The 23638-nt window shown below is 36.9% G+C and carries 14 protein-coding genes, 15 tRNA genes, 3 rRNA genes and 1 pseudogene; 1 reads left to right on the top strand and 32 read right to left on the bottom strand.

All coding sequences use genetic code 11. The annotated features are described in order from the left end of the window. Positions 1-9: 9 nt before the first annotated feature. The 27 genes and pseudogenes from LK443_RS05930 to LK443_RS05800 form a co-directional block, all read right to left on the bottom strand. Positions 10-1053: a rod shape-determining protein gene (locus tag LK443_RS05930; RefSeq protein ID WP_227931030.1), complete on the bottom strand. Its 1044-nt coding sequence runs from the start codon at positions 1051-1053 to the stop codon at positions 10-12. 290 nt (positions 1054-1343) lie between these two features. Then, positions 1344-1859 (bottom strand): annotated as a pseudogene (locus tag LK443_RS05925) (transposase); the annotation flags it as partial. A 2-nt stretch (positions 1860-1861) separates the two neighbouring features. Then, positions 1862-2083: a hypothetical protein gene (locus LK443_RS05920; protein ID WP_227931029.1), complete on the bottom strand. Its 222-nt coding sequence runs from the start codon at positions 2081-2083 to the stop codon at positions 1862-1864. 26 nt (positions 2084-2109) lie between these two features. Beyond that, entirely contained in the window at positions 2110-2304 is a 195-nt protein-coding gene (locus tag LK443_RS09540; RefSeq protein WP_416216987.1) for a transposase, read from the bottom strand. Positions 2305-2622: 318 nt separating this feature from the next. Continuing rightward, entirely contained in the window at positions 2623-3183 is a 561-nt protein-coding gene (locus LK443_RS05910) for an RNA polymerase sigma factor (protein WP_227931028.1), read from the bottom strand. Positions 3184-3752: 569 nt separating this feature from the next. Then, a complete protein-coding gene (locus LK443_RS05905) occupies positions 3753-4406 on the bottom strand; it encodes an NAD(P)H-dependent oxidoreductase (RefSeq protein ID WP_227931027.1) in 654 nt (217 codons plus the stop codon). Between the two features lie 71 nt (positions 4407-4477). Next, positions 4478-5161: a class I SAM-dependent methyltransferase gene (locus LK443_RS05900; protein WP_227932455.1), complete on the bottom strand. Its 684-nt coding sequence runs from the start codon at positions 5159-5161 to the stop codon at positions 4478-4480. Between the two features lie 23 nt (positions 5162-5184). Then, positions 5185-6090 carry a phosphotransferase family protein gene (locus LK443_RS05895; RefSeq protein ID WP_227931026.1) on the bottom strand — a complete coding sequence of 302 codons (906 nt, stop codon included), beginning with the start codon at positions 6088-6090 and terminating at the stop codon, positions 5185-5187. A gap of 373 nt (positions 6091-6463) precedes the next feature. Next, positions 6464-7810 (bottom strand): ISL3 family transposase, encoded by a 1347-nt coding sequence (locus LK443_RS05890; RefSeq protein ID WP_227931025.1) that lies wholly within the window; start codon positions 7808-7810, stop codon positions 6464-6466. Between the two features lie 166 nt (positions 7811-7976). Then, positions 7977-8060 (bottom strand) — tRNA-Leu (locus LK443_RS05885). A gap of 6 nt (positions 8061-8066) precedes the next feature. Further along, positions 8067-8137 (bottom strand) — tRNA-Cys (locus LK443_RS05880). A gap of 17 nt (positions 8138-8154) precedes the next feature. Beyond that, positions 8155-8226: transfer RNA gene (locus LK443_RS05875), tRNA-Gln, on the bottom strand. A 9-nt stretch (positions 8227-8235) separates the two neighbouring features. Continuing rightward, a tRNA-His gene (locus LK443_RS05870) sits at positions 8236-8308 on the bottom strand. 13 nt (positions 8309-8321) lie between these two features. After that, a tRNA-Trp gene (locus LK443_RS05865) sits at positions 8322-8392 on the bottom strand. A gap of 23 nt (positions 8393-8415) precedes the next feature. Then, positions 8416-8496, bottom strand: a tRNA-Tyr gene (locus tag LK443_RS05860). Positions 8497-8499: 3 nt separating this feature from the next. Further along, positions 8500-8572, bottom strand: a tRNA-Phe gene (locus LK443_RS05855). Between the two features lie 8 nt (positions 8573-8580). Then, a tRNA-Asp gene (locus LK443_RS05850) sits at positions 8581-8653 on the bottom strand. Positions 8654-8664: 11 nt separating this feature from the next. After that, a tRNA-Met gene (locus tag LK443_RS05845) sits at positions 8665-8737 on the bottom strand. Between the two features lie 12 nt (positions 8738-8749). Further along, positions 8750-8839: transfer RNA gene (locus tag LK443_RS05840), tRNA-Ser, on the bottom strand. A 5-nt stretch (positions 8840-8844) separates the two neighbouring features. Continuing rightward, positions 8845-8916, bottom strand: a tRNA-Glu gene (locus LK443_RS05835). A 22-nt stretch (positions 8917-8938) separates the two neighbouring features. Next, positions 8939-9026 (bottom strand) — tRNA-Ser (locus LK443_RS05830). 23 nt (positions 9027-9049) lie between these two features. Continuing rightward, positions 9050-9123: transfer RNA gene (locus tag LK443_RS05825), tRNA-Asn, on the bottom strand. A gap of 11 nt (positions 9124-9134) precedes the next feature. Continuing rightward, positions 9135-9250 (bottom strand): 5S ribosomal RNA (gene rrf, locus LK443_RS05820). Positions 9251-9324: 74 nt separating this feature from the next. After that, positions 9325-12241: ribosomal RNA gene (locus LK443_RS05815) — 23S ribosomal RNA — on the bottom strand. Between the two features lie 133 nt (positions 12242-12374). Continuing rightward, positions 12375-12447: transfer RNA gene (locus tag LK443_RS05810), tRNA-Ala, on the bottom strand. 17 nt (positions 12448-12464) lie between these two features. Beyond that, positions 12465-12538: transfer RNA gene (locus LK443_RS05805), tRNA-Ile, on the bottom strand. Positions 12539-12650: 112 nt separating this feature from the next. Next, positions 12651-14200 (bottom strand): 16S ribosomal RNA (locus LK443_RS05800). The 16S, 23S and 5S rRNA genes sit together here with 15 tRNA genes alongside, the layout of an rRNA operon. A gap of 403 nt (positions 14201-14603) precedes the next feature. Between LK443_RS05800 and LK443_RS05795 the strand changes: the two genes are divergently transcribed. Continuing rightward, positions 14604-15950 (top strand): ISL3 family transposase, encoded by a 1347-nt coding sequence (locus LK443_RS05795; protein ID WP_227931024.1) that lies wholly within the window; start codon positions 14604-14606, stop codon positions 15948-15950. Between the two features lie 314 nt (positions 15951-16264). On the opposite strand, the gene pknB is transcribed toward LK443_RS05795, so the two are convergent. Genes pknB through priA form a run of 5 tightly spaced genes read right to left on the bottom strand, consistent with a single transcriptional unit; the run spans position 16265 to position 23631 of the window. After that, on the bottom strand, positions 16265-18175 hold the full coding sequence (gene pknB / locus LK443_RS05790; RefSeq protein WP_227931023.1) for a Stk1 family PASTA domain-containing Ser/Thr kinase: 1911 nt from the start codon (positions 18173-18175) through the stop codon (positions 16265-16267). Then, positions 18175-18921: a Stp1/IreP family PP2C-type Ser/Thr phosphatase gene (locus LK443_RS05785; RefSeq protein WP_227931022.1), complete on the bottom strand. Its 747-nt coding sequence runs from the start codon at positions 18919-18921 to the stop codon at positions 18175-18177. Before LK443_RS05785 ends, pknB begins: the two co-directional genes overlap by 1 nt. Before the next feature lie 18 nt (positions 18922-18939). Then, positions 18940-20265 (bottom strand): 16S rRNA (cytosine(967)-C(5))-methyltransferase RsmB, encoded by a 1326-nt coding sequence (gene rsmB / locus LK443_RS05780; RefSeq protein ID WP_227931021.1) that lies wholly within the window; start codon positions 20263-20265, stop codon positions 18940-18942. Next, positions 20258-21214, bottom strand: coding sequence for a methionyl-tRNA formyltransferase (gene fmt, locus LK443_RS05775; RefSeq protein ID WP_227931020.1), 957 nt, complete (start codon positions 21212-21214; stop codon positions 20258-20260). The genes rsmB and fmt overlap by 8 nt, the downstream gene beginning before the upstream one ends. Positions 21215-21231: 17 nt before the next feature. Then, entirely contained in the window at positions 21232-23631 is a 2400-nt protein-coding gene (priA, locus tag LK443_RS05770; RefSeq protein WP_227931019.1) for a primosomal protein N', read from the bottom strand. Positions 23632-23638: the final 7 nt, after the last annotated feature.

Here is a 23638-nt window from a genome sequence, read left to right as displayed (position 1 = left end):
TCCTTTTCATTATTTTTTCATTAATAGCGGATTTGCTAAAATTTTTCCAGTTCCTAAAGCTACACAATCCAAAGGATCATTGGCTACAAAAGCTGGAACTTTAGTATAGTCAGAAATCACGTCTGCTAAATTTCTTAACAAGGCACCACCACCTGTTAATACGATACCATGATCAATAACATCAGAGGCAATCTCCGGTGGTGTTTGTTCAAGAACGTCTCTAACTGCATCTATAATTTGCGTAATAATTTCACTCATTGCTTCTGCAATTTCAACAGCTTCAACTTCAATAATTCTTGGCAATCCAGTAACCATATCACGTCCACGAACTTGCATACTTCCATAAGCAGAAGCTTTTTCAACTGAAGCTGATCCTAATTGAATTTTTAAATCTTCGGCAGTTCTTTCCCCAATTAATAAATTATATTTTTTACGAACATGTAAAATAATTGCTTCATTTAATTCGTCACCACCGATTCGGATAGATTGGCTATTGACAATTCCACCTAATGAAATTGTTGCTACATCTGTCGTTCCTCCACCAATATCTACAATCATGCTTCCTGTTGGCTCTTGAACTGGTAAGCCTGCTCCGACTGCTGCTGCAAATGGTTCTTCAACAACATAGGCTTCTTTAGCACCTGCATATTTAGTAGCATCTAGTACTGCTCTTTTTTCAACATCCGTAATTCCACTTGGAACACAAATCATTACAATCGGTTTAAAGAAAGAGCGACCGACAATTGATTGTACAAAATATTTTAACATAGCTGTTGTTGTATTATAATCTGCAATAACACCGTCTTTCATTGGTCTAACTGCCACAATATTTTCTGGTGTACGACCAATCATATCAAATGCATTTTGACCAACGGCTATAATTTCTTCAGTAATTGTATTTTTTGCGACAACTGATGGTTCACGTGTCACAATTCCTTCATTTTCAAGATAGACAATTGTATTGGCTGTACCTAAATCAATTCCAATATTTTGTGCTCTTAAACTTAATGCAACCACAACTGGTCCTCCTTTTTGTGTCCTAAAAGACACCATATATACCTTGTATAGTATATCATACAATAGAGCAATAATAAATATTAGTCCGAATCAATCATTTACGCTGTAGCCCTTTTTTTACCTAAAATAGCGGTTTCGTTATTTTTGAAAAAGAAAATCGATTCTCGGAACAAAAAATGATGCCAAAAACGAAAAAATCATTTCAGAAAACCTTTTTTTATTTTCATTTTCGGACATACTTATTCAATAGTAACCTCTGTTCCTAAAAAAAAGCAAACTATTCCCCCTTAAATTTTCGCAATTTTTTTAAAAAAGTTATATAACTATTATGCAACCCAACTGCTCAAATGTTCTGTTTCTTGTTTTTTCACTTTTAAATAAGCAAATCCTAATGTACATAAACAAGCCATTGAGACATATAAAGTTACTTTTTCTAATCCTCTTATCGTATGATTTTCAAACATAAAATCTCTGTCTAAGCGACCATTAATCCTCTCAATGGCACTTCTCTGATTGTAAAGTCTCTCAAATTTATGTGATTTTTGTGATACTTTAGAGAAGATGCGAATATCTTCTGTGCGATAAAATACTTCCCCATCTTGATTATAATAGAGTGATGTGTCTTTATATTGATGACTTTCTTTGTCTTTCCACATGTATCTTGGAGGGATAATCGCAATTATCCCTTGTTCTTCGATGAATTTCCTAAAGTCAACACTATCATATCCTTTATCTGCCATCACTGCTTTTGTATTCTTTAATAGAATTTCTTCAGCGACTTCCCGTTCTCCTTTACTTGCTGGAGTCACTTTAAAAGCCAACGGTCGTTCATCATTTACATCTGCTAATAAATGGACTCGGAAACCAAAATAATACTTAGTAGTTTTAGTTCCGTTATTTGAATAATAAGTTTTAGCTGTCTATCTGCTTGCGTTTCTCTTCTGCCGTCTGGTTCTTTAATAGATACCTTATTGGCATAACTTTGAATCATTTTCCCATCAATGGCTACTTTTTTTCCAAAATCCGCTAATTCTTCTTGTAATTTCTTTTCTAAAATTACCATCATCTCTGTCAATTCTTCTTGATGTTCCTTTAATTTTTTATAAAACGAGACATCACAGCAGAGCTTGGCACTATACGAACATGATTATTGGTATGATTCATAGAAATATAGTGCGATAGAAGTCCACATAATTGTCTTAATTGGCTATTTCTATGACATTCGCGCAATAAACTTTCAATCGTTGCATGTTGGAAAATATTTTTCGCAAGGAGTAAACGCCACATACATACAACTGGATAATCATTTCGACCATTTTCTCGTTCTTCATCTAATTTTTTTAATAACTTTTCTGCTGGTAATACTGATAGTATTTATGCTAATTTTTCTAATTCCCCTAAATTTTCTTCTTCACTAAATAGGTTTATTTGTGTTACAATGCACATATCGACACCATAAAATCTTTATTTTACGGGATTTTATGGTGTCGATTTTTATTTTAGCACTACTTCCATAGTATTGATTTCATTGGCTTTATTTAACTACAAAAATAATTCTTAGTCCCTACGTTCGGGAGAAAGTTGTCTGTAAAGTTATCTATCATTTTACGTTTCCTCTTCTTGTATTTTATTGTAAAACAATTTGAATTTTTTATGGCAACGATTAAATGCACTCTTAATGGCAGATAAAGATTTATTTGATTTTTCAGAAATTTCTTCAAATGTATATCCTTTCATATAATGTAATAATACTGCTTTTTCAAACGGAGACAGAGAACGCCAATAATGAGGAATTTCTTCTTTTAATAAAAATTCTTCTTCAACAGACACAGGATACTTAAAATTAGAAATATCATAATTGCATAAACAAGAACCAGGAACTACTCTTTCTCGATGTTCATGTCGTACTAATTGTATAGCATAGTTTTTTAATGCACGTTCGTAATAAGAAATAAAGACTGTACCTTTTTTTAAATCAAATTTCTTTGCCGTGTAAAACAATAAATAACTAGCTTCTTGAATAAAATCTTCTAATTCAATACAGAAATAAAAATGACGATAATAAACACTATACATTAAAGGTTTTACTTTTCCTACTAAAAGAGGAAAAGCTTCTTCATCATCCCCATTTTGAATTTCTAAAACTAATTTCTCTATACTACTCATATGAATCCCTCCTATTTTTTCTTCTACTTAATTATAATATATCTGTGAAAAGCTTCAAGAATATTTCTGGCATTTTATAGAAATAACACTATTGAAATTATGAAAATTAATACTATAAAGGAATTAATCCGAAACGTTGTGTTTCATCATTTATTTTCATTTATAAGTTTTCCTCTAAAAGAAACTTATAAATAATATTTTGAAAAATTATGAAAATATATTATTTTTTATCATTAAATTCATATGAAGTAGAAAATAGACTCTTTAAATTTCTTAAGATTTGTTTAAATTTTCAAAAATATGAAATTCTATTTGTGAATCCATTGTTTTTCACAAACTATTCACAATCTTTAAACAAAAAAAAGCAAATAATTTTAATGCAAAAATAGAATTTTGAACATTTTTCAGAATTATTCTGATTATTTAATAATTCTAATACTCTATTTAAATGACATTTTGATTCACAAACTACACGATTTCTTATAGCGAGACAAAATATTCTAAAATTCAAAAAACTGTCCAAAGAAATTCTACTATTTCTTTAAACAGTTTAAAGTCGAAATTAAAAACTATTCAATTACCTCATAAATTGCTTCTTTATTCCAACGAACTTTAGGAGTAATCTCTTGATCACGATATCCAAAACTTGCCATTACAGATACTCCAAATTCATCCGTATTTAAAAATCCTTTTTCTTTTAAATATGCTTCTACTTTTTCTCTGTTAAACCCTTCAATCGGTAAAGAATCAATTCCTAGAAGAGTTGCTGCAGACATCATATTTGCCATTTGAATATACGTTTGTTTACTAGCCCAGTCAAATAATGTTCTTTCATCATTTAATCCAGCATCTATTTCATGGAAACTCTTTACACGTTGAGCAAATCTTGAACTTGGATCATAATCACGATTTTTTACTTCCTTCATCAACTTTGCTACATACGGACTATCATAAGTAACTCCTTTACGAGCAAGGAAAATTACAAAATGACTCGCAGCTTCTAAACTATTTATTCCTCCCCAAGTCATTTCTTTCAAATCTTCTCTCATTTGTTCATTTTTTAATAGAAGCATTTTCCAAGGTTCAAACCCAAGAGATGATGGAGCTAAACGTCCTACTTCCACTAATGCATCCCAATCTTCATCTGAAATACGACGATTCGGATTATATTTCTTTACTGCAAAACGTTTATGTTGTAATTCAATCACTTCATTTCTATTCATTTTAATTCTCCTTTAAATTCTATAATTAAACTCTACCACACGATATTAGTACTTACAAGAAAAACTAACTTTTACTCCTTCATAAGCCATACATGTTGTAAAAAACTAATATCTTTATAAGGATACAAGTCACATACTGAAAGTTCCATTTCAGTCATCTTTTCTATCCATTTATCTTGAGTTTTTACTTCATTCATTTGTAGACTATAGAAAGTTCGAATCGCTTGATACTTATCCAATTTCATTTTTGACATCTCTAATAATTTGTCAATGGTATAAGTTGAACCAGAATTAAATGAGACACTTCTAAATTCATTTCCTTTCAATAAATCCAATGCTTGATCTACATCATTAGAAAATACAACTGCTTGCATAATTTTACCAACCTGATTATGTTTGATAATAGATAACTTTCCATCACGTTTTAGTACTCGTTTAAATTCAGAAAGATATTTTTCTCGATTATTTTCTTCTATATACTCCAGTACATTGTGACACAAAACGATATCAAAAGATTCCGATTCAAATTCTTCAACTTGCTCTAAGCTACCTAAAATTTTCTCATAAGTATGATTGGAATAAGCAAACAGCATTTCTTTTTCTGGTTCAATCGCAACAACTTCATTATTTTCGCTTAAAAACTTACTTACTAATCCAAGTCCTGAACCAAAATCTAAAATTTTCTTATTTTTTAAATGAGCTAATTGGGCAAAAATAATTTCATATTGAATCTTTCCCCAAGGTTGCTCTAACATTTGTTTGTATTGTTGAATATCCACTATAACTTACCATCCTTTTTAGACTCAATTCTTTTATAAAACTTTGGAATCACACGTTCAAAATCATCAAACCAATCTAACACTAATTTTGCTCTTTCAAGCATAATTGTCAACTGATGAGTTCCATAATTTACTGCCCAAGGAATAGAGCCTACAACATCACATGCTATATAATATGCCATTAACTTCCAAAATTCATCGGGAATATTCTTTCCATTAAAATAGCCATTAATACATCCTGTTGCGAACTCCTCAGATAATTGTGCATTCCAAATCATGCGATTAAACTCTTCCATAGGATCACCAATTTCTATAGAACCAAAATCAATAATAACAAGTTCTTTTGTTTTAAAATCAACCATCATATTTCCAACATGAAAATCCCCATGACATAATGAAATGGGTCTATCATGTAATAAATACTGATGAGTTTGAATATAGTCAATAAAAGTTTCAATTTCAGAAAAATTTATATTCGACTTTCTAAAAGAATCAATCTTCTTCATTGATTTCTGTACATAATATTCCTTCCAATTGTCCAAGTGTTCTTCAATAGAAATCGAATGAAACTTCTTTAGAAATTCACCTGCTTGAATACCATATTGATACAGTTCTTTATCTGTCAATTGAGTCACATAATCTCGAAAATCAACACCATCAATCCATTCATATAAACTAAGAATAACATTCGATTCATACCTTAACTCAATTAATTTTGGAATTTTTATTTCTTTTTCTAAAAGTGAAATATATTTTATTTCTAACTCCTTCTTCTTAATAAATGATAGAGGAGAGATTTTTAAAAAGTAATTCTTATCAGCTTTAACTTTATACTTCATTTCTTCAGAATATCCTTTTAGAATTAACTCCTTTGGATAATTTTCAAGTAAATCTATAGTTGCCATTGCTTTCCTCCTTTATATTTCTTAGATTCACAAACTTTGTAGAAAAATTTGCCCACCATTTGCCCACCAAATTTTTATTTTTTATGGCTCATCGACAAATTCTGTTGGTGGATCAAATTTAACACCAAATTAAGTCTTTCATTTTAAATGAACAAGGTGGAAGAAAAGTAACGATTTAATCGATTTAACAATCAACCACAAACATAACTATGAACGAAATCTAGTTTTAACTTTATAATGAGCAGGGGCATGTTATCCGCGATTAGCGGTTTGGGGGCTGTGAAATTTGATATTATTTTTCGCTTCCCCCAATTCAACATGCCCATGGAGGCTCATTGTCAAGTTAAAACGACTCTATACATACTTTTTTAACTCATAATGACTTTCTATTGACCGGGGTAAAGAAACAACCTTTAATAATCTTGATTCTTAATTTCATATTCTCAAAATTTCGATATCCATATGCAACACGTTTAATTACTTTAATGAGATTATTCGTTCCTTCAATAGCTCCATTGGAATATCCTGTCGTAAAAGCTTGATAAATCCCATTCTTAAAACGTTTAAACACTTCAAACTTCTTCTTAAATTCATAAGGTAATTGTTTTGGAATTTCCTTTATACATGTCATAAATGCCTCGTAATTTTTCTTTTTATAGGCTTTTCTAAGTTCTTGAATGAAATCATATGCATCTGATAACACTTCGTCAAAACTCAATAATTTTTCTACCAATTGAGCTTGAGTAAGATAGGTTTTGAAGTGATAATTGTACCTTAATTTTTCTTCATCTAATTCATCACTAGGCTTTAAGAGTACTTTCCAGTATCGCTTTAATGTCTTCTGTTGTGTTGATTTAGGAGAGAATTGCTTCATAATCACAATGCGCAGTTGATTAAAATTACGATTCATATGTTGAACGATATGGAATCGATCTACTACGATAACAGCATTTGGAAATACTGTTTTAATAAGGTTTTGATAAGAAGCATTCATATCCATCACTAAATATCTTACTTTTAAACGTTGTTTACGAGAAAACTTCATAAAGAATGAAATCATTTCATGAAGTGTTCTACCAGGCAAAATATCAATTAATTGGCGATTTTCTCCATCTAAACAAATGAAATTCATTTTCCCTTGTTGCGTTTTAACGCCTCTAAATTCATCTAAACAAAGCACTTTAGGTAAATAATGATACTGCTGCATTGTTTTTATTTTAAACTTTTTCATCACTCTTTCAACAGTCTTATCAGAAATTGAAAGGAGTTTAGCGATTGCTTTTCTAGAGAAGTTTTCTTTTAAATACAACATAATTTGACACTCTAAATCATAAGAAATATTACTATTTTTTGGAACAAGAGGGCAATCTGCAACCCATGTTTTATGACAATCTTTACAGATGAATCGTTGTACTTTAAGGTCTAAAATAGTCTTATGTCCAAATAGGTGTGGAATTCTAATTTTATGTTCCATAGGAGAATGTTTCATCACATTTTCGCTAGAACAATATAGACAAGAAGTACAAGTATTTGTCCAAGTTCCATTAATTTTATGAACTATTTCATTATTTTCTGTCACGATTTCTAACCAATTTTCATCCGTAATAAAATTTTCTTCTGTTAATCTTAGTAATTTTCGTATACAATAGTCCATGAGAGAAATCCTCCTTTGATTTGTTTTAGTCGACTTAATCATAACTCGGATTTCTCTTTTTTGCATGTAAAAAATCCTGTCGGTAATTTCTCACCAACAGGATTTGTCGAACAACCTTTTTTATTAGTTTTTATGAGTTTCTCAAAAATGTAAAAATAGCTAGAAACGTTGTTAAATCAACATTTCTAGCTATTTTACATTTGTACTTTTAGCTTCTTTTTTGTACTAAAAATACCGGCGGCCGGGGTCGAACCGGCACGCCCTCGCGGGCACTGGATTTTGAGTCCAGCGCGTCTGCCAATTCCGCCACGCCGGCATATAAAGGCGGTAAACGGATTTGAACCGATGATAAAGGTTTTGCAGACCTCTGCCTTACCACTTGGCTATACCGCCATTTCTATATAAAAAAACTGGGGTAGCTGGATTCGAACCAACGAATGACGGAGTCAAAGTCCGTTGCCTTACCGCTTGGCTATACCCCAAGAAAAAAGGGCGATTGAGGGGAATCGAACCCCCGAATGTCGGTGCCACAAACCGATGCGTTAACCACTTCGCCACAATCGCCATAATATGATAACAGGGGTAGCAGGAATCGAACCCACACTAACGGTTTTGGAGACCGCTGTTCTACCTTTAAACTATACCCCTAAATAGTTAAACTATTTAATGAATGGAGGGGGGCAGATTCGAACTGCCGAACCCTAAGGAGCGGATTTACAGTCCGCCGCGTTTAGCCACTTCGCTACCCCTCCAGATGGCTCGGGACAGAATCGAACTGCCGACACTTTGAGCTTCAATCAAATGCTCTACCAACTGAGCTACCGAGCCTGGAATTACGGTCCCGACGGGAATCGAACCCGCGATCTCCTGCGTGACAGGCAGGCATGTTAACCCCTACACCACGGAACCAAATTATTCAATTGCGGAGGTAGGACTCGAACCTACGACCTTCGGGTTATGAGCCCGACGAGCTGCCAACTGCTCCACCCCGCGATAACATTAGTAAGGAGGATAAGGGATTCGAACCCTTGCACGCTTTTACACGCCTGACGGTTTTCAAGACCGTTCCCTTCAGCCGGACTTGGGTAATCCTCCATTAATGACCCGTACGGGAATCGAACCCGTGTTACCGCCGTGAAAGGGCGGTGTCTTAACCGCTTGACCAACGGGCCATAAAATAAAAACTACAAAATATGGAGAGTAAGGGATTCGAACCCTTGAGACAGTTTCCTGCCTACACGATTTCCAATCGTGCTCCTTCGACCAGCTCGGACAACTCTCCGAGTATCCAGTATATTTTGTAAACTCCGCAAGTAGGACTCGAACCTACGACATCATGATTAACAGTCATGCGCTACTACCAACTGAGCTATTGCGGAATATTTGAAAAGCGTGGCAACGTCCTATCCTCACAGGGGGAAACCCCCAACTACTATCGGCGCTAAGAAGCTTAACTTCTGTGTTCGAGATGGGAACAGGTGTATCCTTCTTGCCATCGTCACCACACTTCTCTCTTGAAAAAGCTCTCGCTCTCTCAAAACTGAATCTATATCCAATTCCTTCCTCATTTACCTTCAACCTTGGTTAAGTCCTCGACCGATTAGTACTAGTCCGCTCCATGCCTCACGGCACTTCCACTCCTAACCTATCTACCTGTTCGTCTCTCAGGGGTCTTACTCATTTTAAATGATGGGAAATCTCATCTCGAGGGGGGCTTCACGCTTAGATGCTTTCAGCGTTTATCCCGTCCACACATAGCTACCCAGCGATGCTCTTGGCAGAACAACTGGTACACCAGCGGTGTGTCCATCCCGGTCCTCTCGTACTAAGGACAGCTCCTCTCAAATTTCCAACGCCCGCGACGGATAGGGACCGAACTGTCTCACGACGTTCTGAACCCAGCTCGCGTACCGCTTTAATGGGCGAACAGCCCAACCCTTGGGACCGACTTCAGCCCCAGGATGCGATGAGCCGACATCGAGGTGCCAAACCTCCCCGTCGATGTGAACTCTTGGGGGAGATAAGCCTGTTATCCCCAGGGTAGCTTTTATCCGTTGAGCGATGGCCCTTCCATTCGGTACCACCGGATCACTAAGCCCGACTTTCGTCCCTGCTCGACTTGTTGGTCTCGCAGTCAAGCTCCCTTCTGCCTTTACACTCTTCGAATGATTTCCAACCATTCTGAGGGAACCTTTGGGCGCCTCCGTTACACTTTAGGAGGCGACCGCCCCAGTCAAACTGCCCGTCTGACACTGTCTCCCACCTTGCTTCTAGGTGCGGGTTAGAGGGTTCATGTAACAAGGGTAGTATCCCACCATTGCCTCCTTGGAAACTGGCGTTCCCATCTCTTCGGCTCCTACCTATCCTGTACATGTCACACAAACACTCAATATCAAACTACAGTAAAGCTCCATGGGGTCTTTCCGTCCTGTCGCGGGTAACCTGCATCTTCACAGGTACTATAATTTCACCGAGTCTCTCGTTGAGACAGTGCCCAGATCGTTACGCCTTTCGTGCGGGTCGGAACTTACCCGACAAGGAATTTCGCTACCTTAGGACCGTTATAGTTACGGCCGCCGTTTACTGGGGCTTCAATTCAAAGCTTCGCCCTAATGGACTAACCTCTCCTCTTAACCTTCCAGCACCGGGCAGGCGTCAGCCCCTATACGTCATCTTTCGATTTTGCAGAGACCTATGTTTTTGATAAACAGTCGCCTGGGCCTATTCACTGCGGCTGGTATTTCTACCAGCACCCCTTCTCCCGAAGTTACGGGGTCATTTTGCCGAGTTCCTTAACGAGAGTTCGCTCGCTCACCTTAGTGTTCTCCACTCAACTACCTGTGTCGGTTTGCGGTACGGGTTCTGTTAATCTCACTAGAAGCTTTTCTCGGCAGTGTGACGTCAGTTGCTTCGCTACTTTTTTTCGCTCCCCTTCACAGCTTACCCCGTTTGTGACAAGCATTTCACTCATCAGCGGACTCGCTGCTTGGACGTACTTTTCCACTCGTACGCTCAACTTAGCCTCCTGCGTCCCTCCATTGCTCAAACAATTAACAGAAGTACAGGAATATCAACCTGTTATCCATCGACTACGCCTTTCGGCCTCGCCTTAGGTCCCGACTAACCCTGGGAGGACGAGCCTTCCCCAGGAAACCTTAGTCATTCGGTGGACGGGATTCTCACCCGTCTTTCGCTACTCATACCGGCATTCTCACTTCTAAGCGCTCCACATGTCCTTACGGTCATGCTTCTTCGCCCTTAGAACGCTCTCCTACCACTCAGTTATTATCTGAATCCACAGCTTCGGTAATCTGTTTAGCCCCGTTACATTTTCGGCGCAGGGTCACTCGACTAGTGAGCTATTACGCACTCTTTGAATGATGGCTGCTTCTAAGCCAACATCCTAGTTGTCTGTGCAACCCCACATCCTTTTCCACTTAACAGATATTTTGGGACCTTAGCTGGTGGTCTGGGCTGTTTCCCTTTCGACTACGGATCTTATCACTCGCAGTCTGACTCCCGGACATAAATACATGGCATTCGGAGTTTATCTGAATTCGGTAACCCGAGATGGGCCCCTAGTCCAAACAGTGCTCTACCTCCACGATTCTTCATTCCGAGGCTAGCCCTAAAGCTATTTCGGAGAGAACCAGCTATCTCCAAGTTCGATTGGAATTTCTCCGCTACCCACACCTCATCCAAGCACTTTTCAACGTGCCCTGGTTCGGTCCTCCAGTGCGTTTTACCGCACCTTCAACCTGGACATGGGTAGATCACTTGGTTTCGGGTCTACGTCAACATACTCTGCCGCCCTATTCAGACTCGCTTTCGCTACGGCTCCGACTCTTCATCTTAACCTCGCATGTTAACGTAACTCGCCGGTTCATTCTACAAAAGGCACGCCATCACCCATTAACGGGCTCTGACTACTTGTAAGCACACGGTTTCAGGTACTCTTTCACTCCCCTCCCGGGGTTCTTTTCACCTTTCCCTCACGGTACTGGTTCACTATCGGTCACTAGGTAGTATTTAGCCTTGCCAGATGGTCCTGGCGGATTCCGACGGGATTCCTCGTGTCCCGCCGTACTCAGGTGCTCTCTTGTGCCAACTTTCTGTTTTGCATACAGGACTGTCACCTTCTTTGATCCTGCTTTCCAACAGGGTTCTGCTACAGATTGTCATACACGTTGTTGAAAGTCCTACAACCCCAGTGTGCATGCACACTGGTTTGGGCTCTTCCCGTTTCGCTCGCCGCTACTCAGGAAATCGATTTTTCTTTCTCTTCCTGCGGGTAATGAGATGTTTCAGTTCCCCGCGTCTACCTCGTCATAAGCCTGCGCTTATGCGTAACACCCCATCACGGGTGTTGGGTTCCCCCATTCGGAAATCTCTGGATCTTAGCTTGCTTACAGCTCCCCAAAGCATATCGGTGTTCGTTCCGTCCTTCTTCGGCTCCTAGTGCCAAGGCATTCACCGTGCGCCCTTATTCACTTAACCATTATGGTCGCGTTGCTTCTTGTTAAAAAACTCTTTTTCGTTAGATTTCTCTAACTCTCGGTAAATTTTTGGTTTTCATTTGTGATATAGTATTCAGTTTTCAAAGGTCGAGTTTCTATCCTTTCGGATAGTATGGAGACTAGCGGGATCGAACCGCTGACCTCCTGCGTGCAAAGCAGGCGCTCTCCCAGCTGAGCTAAGCCCCCATTAAATTCGAAACTTATGGGCCTAAATGGACTCGAACCATCGACCTCACGCTTATCAGGCGTGCGCTCTAACCAGCTGAGCTATAGGCCCGTTCGGATTTAGACTTATTGTTTTGAGAGTTAACCTCTCAAAACTAAACAAAGATTTCAACCTGTAGGGTTCCGTGTTCATCTAACGTCGAAACATTAGATGTTATCCTTAGAAAGGAGGTGATCCAGCCGCACCTTCCGATACGGCTACCTTGTTACGACTTCACCCCAATCATCTATCCCACCTTAGGCGGCTGGCTCCGTAAGGTTACCTCACCGACTTTGGGTGTTACAAACTCTCGTGGTGTGACGGGCGGTGTGTACAAGACCCGGGAACGTATTCACCGCGGCGTGCTGATCCGCGATTACTAGCGATTCCGGCTTCATGTAGGCGAGTTGCAGCCTACAATCCGAACTGAGAATGGCTTTAAGAGATTCGCTTACCCTCGCGAGTTCGCTGCTCGTTGTACCATCCATTGTAGCACGTGTGTAGCCCAAGTCATAAGGGGCATGATGATTTGACGTCATCCCCACCTTCCTCCGGTTTGTCACCGGCAGTCTCACTAGAGTGCCCAACTCAATGCTGGCAACTAGTAATAAGGGTTGCGCTCGTTGCGGGACTTAACCCAACATCTCACGACACGAGCTGACGACAACCATGCACCACCTGTCTCTTTGTCCCCGAAGGGAATGCTCTATCTCTAGAGTGGTCAAAGGATGTCAAGACTTGGTAAGGTTCTTCGCGTTGCTTCGAATTAAACCACATGCTCCACCGCTTGTGCGGGTCCCCGTCAATTCCTTTGAGTTTCAACCTTGCGGTCGTACTCCCCAGGCGGAGTGCTTAATGCGTTAACTGCAGCACTGAAGGGCGGAAACCCTCCAACACTTAGCACTCATCGTTTACGGCGTGGACTACCAGGGTATCTAATCCTGTTTGCTACCCACGCTTTCGAGCCTCAGCGTCAGTTACAGACCAGAGAGTCGCCTTCGCCACTGGTGTTCCTCCATATATCTACGCATTTCACCGCTACACATGGAATTCCACTCTCCTCTTCTGCACTCAAGTCAACCAGTTTCCAATGACCCTCCCCGGTTGAGCCGGGGGCTTTCACATCAGACTTAATTGACCGCCTGCGCTCGCTTTACGCCCAATAAATCCGGACAACGCTTGCCACCTACGTATTACCGCGGCTGCTGGCACGTAGTTAGCCGTGGCTTTCTGGTTAGATACCGTCACACGCATAACAGTTACTCTATGCGCTGTTCTTCTCTAACAACAGAGTTTTACGAACCGAAATCCTTCTTCACTCACGCGGCGTTGCTCCGTCAGACTTGCGTCCATTGCGGAAGATTCCCTACTGCTGCCTCCCGTAGGAGTTTGGGCCGTGTCTCAGTCCCAATGTGGCCGATCACCCTCTCAGGTCGGCTATGCATCACGGCCTTGGTGAGCCGTTACCTCACCAACTAGCTAATGCACCGCGGGTCCATCCATCAGCAGAAGCCGAAGCCTCTTTTCCTTCTTCAGTCATGCGACTAAAGAACCTATGCGGTTTTAGCATCCGTTTCCGAATGTTATCCCCCTCTGATGGGCAGGTTACCCACGTGTTACTCACCCGTTCGCCACTAGATTGACCTGTGCAAGCACCGGTCGCTCTCGTTCGACTTGCATGTATTAGGCACGCCGCCAGCGTTCGTCCTGAGCCAGGATCAAACTCTCATGAAAATACATTCATGAGCTTTTGAAAGCTCATTTTAATTACTGACTTATTGTTTTTCTCCTTAGAGAAAAGAAATTGTTGTTTCTTCACTTTTGTGAAGTCCCTACACATTTGGTTTGTCTTCTTTGTTTAGTTTTCAAAGGTCAACGTCGCTTTATCGCGACAACTCCTATATATTATCACAGGTGTTTTTTTCTGTCAACTACTTTTTAAAATTTATTTTAAATTTATTTTTCGCAATCGTTTCAAAGGCGAACGTTCGTTAACAGTGTTTATAATTTACCATAGATTTTCTTCCTTTGCAAGTCCATTTTTTAACATTTTTTATATTTTTACGAAAAAAAGACTGTAGTTTTTTGCTTGTTCGACAAATCCTGTTGGTGAGAAATCACCGACAGGATTTTTTACATGCAAAAAAGAGAAATCCGAGTTATGATTAAGTCGACTAAAACAAATCAAAGGAGGATTTCTCTCATGGACTATTGTATACGAAAATTACTAAGATTAACAGAAGAAAATTTTATTACGGATGAAAATTGGTTAGAAATCGTGACAGAAAACAATGAAACAGTTCATAAAATTAATGGAACTTGGACAAGTGCTTGTACTTCTTGTCTATATTGTTCTAGCGAAAATGTGATGAAACATTCTCCTATGGAACATAAAATTAGAATTCCACACCTATTTGGACATAAGACTATTTTAGACCTTAAAGTACAACGATTCATCTGTAAAGATTGTCATAAAACATGGGTTGCAGATTGCCCTCTTGTTCCAAAAAATAGTAATATTTCTTATGATTTAGAGTGTCAAATTATGTTGTATTTAAAAGAAAACTTCTCTAGAAAAGCAATCGCTAAACTCCTTTCAATTTCTGATAAGACTGTTGAAAGAGTGATGAAAAAGTTTAAAATAAAAACAATGCAGCAGTATCATTATTTACCTAAAGTGCTTTGTTTAGATGAATTTAGAGGCGTTAAAACGCAACAAGGGAAAATGAATTTCATTTGTTTAGATGGAGAAAATCGCCAATTAATTGATATTTTGCCTGGTAGAACACTTCATGAAATGATTTCATTCTTTATGAAGTTTTCTCGTAAACAACGTTTAAAAGTAAGATATTTAGTGATGGATATGAATGCTTCTTATCAAAATCTTATTAAAACTGTATTTCCAAACGCTGTTATCGTAGTAGATCGATTCCATATCATTCAACATATGAATCGTAATTTTAATCAACTGCGCATTGTGATTATGAAGCAATTCTCAGCGAAATCAACACAACAGAAGACATTGAAACGTTACTGGAAAGTACTCTTAAAGCCTAGTGATGAATTAGATGAAGAAAAATTAAGGTACAATTATCACTTCAAAACCTATCTTACTCAAGCTCAATTGGTAGAAAAATTATTGAGTTTTGACGAAGTGTTATCAGATGCATATGATTTCATTCAAGAACTTAGAAAAGCCTATAAAAAGAAAAATTACGAGGCATTTATGACATGTATAAAGGAAATTCCAAAACAATTACCTTATGAATTTAAGAAGAAGTTTGAAGTGTTTAAACGTTTTAAGAATGGGATTTATCAAGCTTTTACGACAGGATATTCCAATGGAGCTATTGAAGGAACGAATAATCTCATTAAAGTAATTAAACGTGTTGCATATGGATATCGAAATTTTGAGAATATGAAATTAAGAATCAAGATTATTAAAGGTTGTTTCTTTACCCCGGTCAATAGAAAGTCATTATGAGTTAAAAAAGTATGTATAGAGTCGTTTTAACTTGACAATGAGCCTCCATGGGCATGTTGAATTGGGGGAAGCGAAAAATAATATCAAATTTCACAGCCCCCAAACCGCTAATCGCGGATAACATGCCCCTGCTCATTATAAAGTTAAAACTAGATTTCGTTCATAGTTATGTTTGTGGTTGATTGTTAAATCGATTAAATCGTTACTTTTCTTCCACCTTGTTCATTTAAAATGAAAGACTTAATTTGGTGTTAAATTTAATCCACCAACAGAATTTGTCGATGAGCCAGTTTTTTACGCTACAGTCTTTCACGCTATTGAACAGTTCCAGAAGCAATTTCCTTACCATCACTTACAATTTTATATTTACCAGTTGATTGGGTATTGTTTAAATTAAATGTTATATTCACACTTGTATCTTCAGTAATTTCTAAAGTTTTATATACATTTTGAATTTGGTTTACAGAATCTTCAATGTAGATAGAAATTTTATTAACTTTTCCATTCGAGTTGTTTGCTGATTTTTGATAAGGAATCATAATTTGTTTTGTAACTGTATGTGCTTTTTTCCCTTTTGATAAAACAATCGTTAAAGGGGTTCCTTTTTTAATATTAGAACCCTCGCGAATTGATTGACTAATAACAGTATCTACTGTCGCATCATTTTCTTCTTCAGTAATCGTTAAGTTTAAATTATTCGTATTTGCGTATTCAATGGCTCCTTCTCTTGTATAACCTTTTAAGTTTGCCATTTTAATTGAAGTTTCACCTTTACTTACCACTAAAGTGATGACTGTATCTTTCCCTTCAACTTTTTGATTTGGAGCAATACTTTGCGAAATTACTTTTCCTGCTTCGACACTATCAGAATTTTCTTCTTTTTTCTCTACAGTGAATCCTAATTTTTTCAATTCATCTCTTGCAGCTTCATAAGTTTTATTCCGATAGTCTTTCATAATGACTGCTTCTTTTCCAGAACTTACTTTTATCGTCACTTTTGATTTTTCTTTTACTGTACTGCCGGCCTTTGGATTCGTTTCAATAACCTTTCCACTCTCAATCTCGTCTGATTGTACTTGAATAACATCCGTTACACTTAACTTAGCATCTGCTAATTTTATTTTAGCAGCAGCTTCTGTTAAATTCGTTACATCTGGCACTTGAACTTCTTTTGGGCTTGAACGTAAAAATACAAAAGTCATAATTCCAATAACGGATATCATAAGTAATAATAACCAAGGCCATTTCCTTTTTTTCTTAACTGGCTTTTCTTCATCCATTTCTACAACTGGAATTTCTCTACTTGATTGAATTGGTTTAATTTTTTGTGTTGTGATTGGAGATAGTACTTTTGTTTCTCCTGAAAAACTCGTTGGGACAAATTTCTTCTCATATAATCTTGTAGAGTCTAAACAAGTTTTTAAATCTTGGAACATTTCATAGCAACTTCTATAACGATTCATTGGATCTTTTGCAGTTGCTTTTAACACTATATTTTCTAAACTTTGCGGAACCATCGCCGTTGGATTTACAACTGGTGGTAATGGCTCTTGGAAATGTTTTAAGGCAATAGAGACTGCTGATTCACCATCAAAAGGAACTCTACCTGTTAATAATTCATATAACACAATTCCTAAAGCATAGATGTCCGTTTGAATCGTCGCCATTCCACCTCTTGCTTGTTCAGGTGATAAGTAATGAACAGACCCTAGCAATGTATTCGTTTGAGTTAAAGAAGTATCAGATAATGCGACGGCAATCCCAAAATCTGTGATTTTAACATTTCCTTCTCGATCGATTAAAATATTTTGTGGTTTTATATCGCGATGAATAATACGATTTTGATGAGCCGCAGCAATTGCTGAAACAATTTGCATCATAATCCGAACAGCTTCAATTGGATGTAGAGCTCCGCTTTGTCTAATGTAGTCTTTTAAATCTGTTCCTTCAACATATTCCATCACAATATAATTCATTTCTTGTGACTGTCCTACATCATACACTCCAACAATATTCGGGTGAGTTAATTGTGTTGCTGATAAAGCTTCACGTCTAAACCTTCTCATTGCATCATTATTTTGTCTAAAATCCAATCGTAACACTTTAATTGCTACTAATCTATCTAATATTAAATCTTTTGCAAGGTAAACCGCAGCCATTCCACCGGTTCCAATTAAAGTTTGAATTTTATAACGTCCATTTAATGTTTTTCCAGCTTCTAACATTAGGCTACCTCCTCTTGTAATTGAATTCTTGCAATTGCAACCGTAATATTATCATGACCGCCTGCATCATTAGCTTCTTGTACAGCTTTTTCTACTTGTTGTTCGACATCTGAATAATGATTCATTACATTTCGAATCTCTTCTAGAGATAACATATCACTCAAACCATCACTACATAATAATAATGTGTCCTCGTCTTTGACAGTCATTCTTACAAAATCAATTTCTACTGAAGATGTTACCCCCAGTGATTGAGTAACAATATTTTTATTAGGGTGATTTTCTGCTTCTTCCGGAGTAATTTCACCAGATTTCAACAACGCATTGACTAAACTTTGATCTTCTGTCAATTGTTTTAATTGGAAATTTCTCAATACATAAGCTCGACTATCTCCAACATTGGCAATCATTAATTGATTTCCAATTACAATGGCTGCAACTAAGGTAGTGCCCATCCCATACAAATCTTCATATTGTGTGGAACGTGAAAAAATATCCTTATTTACTTCTTCAATTTTTTGAATCAACCATTGATAAACTTCTTCAATATCATCTAATTCCATTTTTTCCCAAGCTTGACCAATTGACATAAGAGCCATTGAACTTGCAACTTCACCAGCATTATGACCACCAATACCATCACATACCATCATAATCGGGATATTATTTTTGCTTTCAAAGTATCCTGCAGCATCTTCGTTTACTTTTCTTCGTTGACCAACATCACTTTTTATCGCAAATTTCATTCAATCCCTCCTCAATAATTAAGATTTTTTAATTAATTTACAAATATAAAAGCCATCACTATTATAGTCATTTGGTAATATTGTAATATCTTCTGTATCTTTATGAATCCACTGCCCAATCGGTTCGATTTCAAATTCTGGATTCGCTTTTAAAAATTGATTGACTAACTCTCTGTTTTCTGACTTATTTATCGTACAAGTAGAATACACTAGACTTCCCTTTGATTTTACCATTTTTGAAGCAGATATCAAAATATCAAGTTGAATTTTTCCCAAACTCTTTAAATCTTTTAATTCTTTTGTATATTTAATATCCGGTTTACGACGAACTAATCCTAAACCTGAACAAGGTGCATCCACAAATACCGCATCAAAGCTTTCCATTGGATAAACTTCATGAACAGTACGAGCATCTAGTACCCTCATCGAAATACAATCTTCCACTTGTAGTCTTTTAGCGTTTTCTTGTATTTTCTTTAGTTTATGTTCATATAAATCTAATGCATCGACATGTCCACCTTTTAATGAATCTAAATAGCTTGCAATATGCGTTGTCTTTCCTCCGGGGGCAGCACATGTATCGAGTACTTTATTGATTGGTTGTAAATTAGCAACTTGTGCTACTAAAGAAGAAGCCTCATCTTGAATCGTTATAAGTCCTTGTTCAAAAGCTTTCGATTGGAAAACATTTCCCTCTTCCACAATAAGACATCTGTTAGATAACTGACTCTCTCTAGTCTGAACTCCTTCTTTTTCTAACAGTTGTTTTACTTGTTCCTGCGATAAATGATTTGGTTGAATACGAACACTGACACTTGGCGCTGTTAAAATAGACTCAGAAATTTGTTGTGCTTTTTCTACTCCATACTGGTCTTTAAATAATTGATACATCCATTTTGAAATACTATACTGTACACTCATTCTTTCATCTGCATCTTTTATTTCCTCCAAACTTCTTAAATCATTTCTTTGGAAATTTCTCAGTACGCCATTGACAAATTTTGCAATCCCTTGATGACCACGTTTTTTCGCAATTTGTACTGCTTCAAAAATCGCTGCATGATCAGGAATTTTATCTAAAAACACCATTTGATAAATCGAAATTCTTAGCAACTGTTTCACCCATGGTTGAATTTTCTTTGCTTTTTGAATATAAGGCGCTAAATAAAAATCAATTGTTATTTTTCGTTGAATCGTTCCATAAAACAATTCAGTTAACAGACCTTTATCTTTTGCAGACCATTTTTGCTGCTCAATCACTTTTTTCAAACTAATCGTTGAATAGGATTGATCCTGTTCCACTTGAACTAATAAGTCTACAACTGCATTTCTGACTTTATCCATGATTTACTCCTTCAAAGCAAGCTTTCTCTTCAATGACAGAAGCAAAACCATTCATAAAGGACTCTGAACTCATTTTAGCTTTACCCGCAGGTTGTAATTCAATAATTTCTAATACGGTTTGATTACCACACGCTACATACAATTGATGATTTTCTTTAAATAAAGTTCCTGGTTGTTCAGCAGTTGTTTGTTCTACTACTTTCACTTGCCAGATTTTCACTCTTTCTCCATTTAATATAGTAAATGAAGTTGGCCAAGGACGTAAGCCACGGATAAAGCAATCCACCATTCTCGCTTCTTTTGTCCAATCGATTTGTTCTTGTTCTCGTGTAATATTCGGAGAATACGTTACGAACGCTTCATCTTGTACAATTTCTGTAATTGTCCCATCAAAAATTTGCGGCAATGTGTCTAATAATAATTCCGCACCTACCACACTTAATTTTTCAAACATAGAAGCTACATCATCTTCTTGTTCAATTGGAATAGAACGTTGTGACAAAATATTTCCCGCGTCCATTTTGCTAACCATTCGCATAATAGTTACACCTGTATGAGAATCTCCATTCATAATCGCGTAATGAATCGGTGCACCCCCGCGATATTTTGGTAATAAGGATGCATGAACATTGACAGCACCTTGTTTTGGAAATTCTAAAAATTTCTTCGGTAAAAACTGACCATAAGCAGCTGTTACAATTAAATCAGCATCTAATGTCATTAATTGCTCTAATTCTTCTGAACCTGTTAATTTTTCTGGTTGATAAACAGCAATATTTTGCTCTAATGCATATTTTTTCACGGGTGATGGAGTAATCACTTTTTTACGCCCAACTGGTCTATCCGGTTGAGTCACAACCGCAATCACTTCATATTCTTCTGAATTGACTAAAGCATGTAATACTTTTGTTGAAAATTCGGGTGTCCCCATAAAAATAATTTTTTTCAAAATTCCACTTCCTATCTTTATAAAAAATATTGAGGTTCTACATCAATAGATACTGCTACTTTTGACAGTGGAGTTGGTTGAGTATTGACTAAGACCTCATGTAATAAAATATCTAATACTGGATCTTTTTTATATTTAATAATTAATTGATAATAATAACGATTATTCATTCTAGCAATTGATTTCGCACTTGGGCCTAATAAGACAGATTGAGAAGATAGTTTACCTTCCAATACCTTTTTAATGTCATATGCCTGTTTTTGTGCAACATATTCTTGTTCACTAGAAACTGTAATCATCACTGTAAAATAATACGGCGGATAATGAGCCAGGTGTCTCATTTTCATCTCTTGAGCAAAGAAGGCCTCGTAATAATGATGTTGGGCTAATTGAATCGCATAATGATCTGGATTATACGTTTGAATAATTACTTCTCCAGCCTTATCTCCTCTACCAGCTCTTCCTGCTACTTGCGTTAATAATTGGAAAGTTTTTTCTGCTGCTCTAAAATCGGGAATATTTAAAGCTGTATCTGCATTAACTACTCCTACTAAAGTGACATTTGGAAAATCTAAGCCTTTGGCAATCATTTGTGTTCCAATTAAAATATCCGCTTTTTGTTCTTCAAATTGTTTTAACAACGCTTCATGTTGTCCCTTTTTACGAGTTGTATCGACATCCATTCGAATAACTCTTGCAGTTGGCAACAATTGCTCTAATTCTTCTTGAAGCTTTTGAGTTCCCGTTCCGAAATAACGAATTTGTCGGCTATGACATTTCGGACAATGATTTGGAATACCTTCTTCATGACCACAGTAATGGCATTTCATCACTTTTGTATCCATATGAAGCGTCAAGGAAATATCACAATTTGGACATTCTAATACATAACCACAATCTCGACACATAATAAAGGATGAATATCCTCTTCGATTTAAGAGCAACACACTTTGCTCTCCTTTTTCTAAACGGTCTTCTAAAACTTGTAATAGACGTTTAGAGAAACTTCCTTTTTGTGCCAAAAATTCTTGTTTCATATCTAGTACATGAACTTGAGGCAACGGTTGATGTTTAGCACGCTTTGTTAAGCGTAATAAACGATAAACTCCTTTTTCCGCTCTTGCTCGCGATTCTAAACTTGGAGTTGCACTTCCAAGTACGACAGGACAACCATGATATTTTCCTCTCCAAATCGCAATATCTCTCGCATGATAACGTGGAGTATCATCCTGCTTATAAGTGCTCTCATGTTCTTCATCTAAAACAATAATGCCAATATTTTCTAACGGTGCAAATACCGAAGATCTTGCTCCAACAACAATATCTGCACGACCTTCTTTTATTTTTTGCCATTCATCATGTTTTTCTCCAGGATTCAAACCACTATGTAAAACAGCTACTCGATTTCCAAATCGTTCTTTGAATCGCTGAACCATTTGAGGAGTTAATGAAATTTCTGGAACAAGCATCATAGCGCTTTTTCCTTTTTGAATAGCTTCTCCAATCCATTGAAGATATACTTCCGTTTTTCCTGATCCTGTCACACCTTGCAATAAATAAACATGAGAAGTATCATCCTTTTCTTCTAACACTTGTTCGAAGACTTGTTTTTGCTCGTCATTTAGTTCAAATGGTTTCGAGTGGACAATTGTTCTTCCCGCATAGGGATCTCTGTCTACTACTCTTTTTTCAAGCATAATCCACCCTTTATCAAGAGCTGTTTTCACATCTGGTGAAATAACATTAAAGCGAGTCATAAATTCAGCTTTTGAAATTTCTGTATTCTCTAAACTAGATAACCCTTCCAGAAATCTTATTTGTTTTGTCGCATTTTTTGGAACTTGTTTCATCATTTCCAAATATTCTTCGGGTAAATACGATAACACAATCCAATCTTCGGTTTTAATTTGTTTACGATCTTCTACTAATGTTTTAGCTTGGATAATTCCTTTAAGTTTTAAACGTAGTAACTTCGCTAGTATTTCCTTTGGCATTTCATCAGTTACTTCTATTTCGGTTTGTCCCTTAAAAATTTCTTGATAAATCTCTTCGTGTTCTTGGGGATTTTCTAATATAAAAAATTTTCTCGTTGTTGTTTTTAACATCGCTGGCAACATTGTTTGATAACAGTGAATTAAAAATGCGAATAAATGATTGGACATATATGCTCCTAATTCAATCATTTCTTTTGAGAGAACAGGTTCAAGATCCATCAATCGTTCAATTTCTTTAAATTCACCTTCAAACTCTGTTGTAGGAGAAATGGAAACAACAAAGCCTTGCACATTTCTTGAACCAAACGGAACAACTACTCTCATTCCCACTTCAATTTCTCCATCGAAAATTTCAGGAATGATATAATCAAAAGTATGATTCACTTGATTTACTGGAACATCTACTATTACTTGTGCAAACATGATTTCA

The sequence above is a fragment of the Granulicatella elegans genome, assembly GCF_020735385.1.
GTDB classification, from domain to species: domain Bacteria; phylum Bacillota; class Bacilli; order Lactobacillales; family Aerococcaceae; genus Granulicatella; species Granulicatella elegans_B.
Note: the sequence above shows the minus strand (reverse complement) of the source record. Positions and strands in the feature narration are given on the sequence as shown.

Coding starts and splice junctions, on each gene's coding strand:
- LK443_RS05930 (WP_227931030.1), bottom strand. CDS start 1,053: ATGGTGTCTTTTAGGACACAAAAAGGAGGACCAGTTGTGGTTGCATTA.
- LK443_RS05920 (WP_227931029.1), bottom strand. CDS start 2,083: ATGATGGTAATTTTAGAAAAGAAATTACAAGAAGAATTAGCGGATTTT.
- LK443_RS09540 (WP_416216987.1), bottom strand. CDS start 2,304: ATGTGGCGTTTACTCCTTGCGAAAAATATTTTCCAACATGCAACGATT.
- LK443_RS05910 (WP_227931028.1), bottom strand. CDS start 3,183: ATGAGTAGTATAGAGAAATTAGTTTTAGAAATTCAAAATGGGGATGAT.
- LK443_RS05905 (WP_227931027.1), bottom strand. CDS start 4,406: ATGAATAGAAATGAAGTGATTGAATTACAACATAAACGTTTTGCAGTA.
- LK443_RS05900 (WP_227932455.1), bottom strand. CDS start 5,161: ATGTTAGAGCAACCTTGGGGAAAGATTCAATATGAAATTATTTTTGCC.
- LK443_RS05895 (WP_227931026.1), bottom strand. CDS start 6,090: ATGGCAACTATAGATTTACTTGAAAATTATCCAAAGGAGTTAATTCTA.
- LK443_RS05890 (WP_227931025.1), bottom strand. CDS start 7,810: ATGCAAAAAAGAGAAATCCGAGTTATGATTAAGTCGACTAAAACAAAT.
- LK443_RS05795 (WP_227931024.1), top strand. CDS start 14,604: ATGCAAAAAAGAGAAATCCGAGTTATGATTAAGTCGACTAAAACAAAT.
- pknB (WP_227931023.1), bottom strand. CDS start 18,175: ATGTTAGAAGCTGGAAAAACATTAAATGGACGTTATAAAATTCAAACT.
- LK443_RS05785 (WP_227931022.1), bottom strand. CDS start 18,921: ATGAAATTTGCGATAAAAAGTGATGTTGGTCAACGAAGAAAAGTAAAC.
- rsmB (WP_227931021.1), bottom strand. CDS start 20,265: ATGGATAAAGTCAGAAATGCAGTTGTAGACTTATTAGTTCAAGTGGAA.
- priA (WP_227931019.1), bottom strand. CDS start 23,631: ATGTTTGCACAAGTAATAGTAGATGTTCCAGTAAATCAAGTGAATCAT.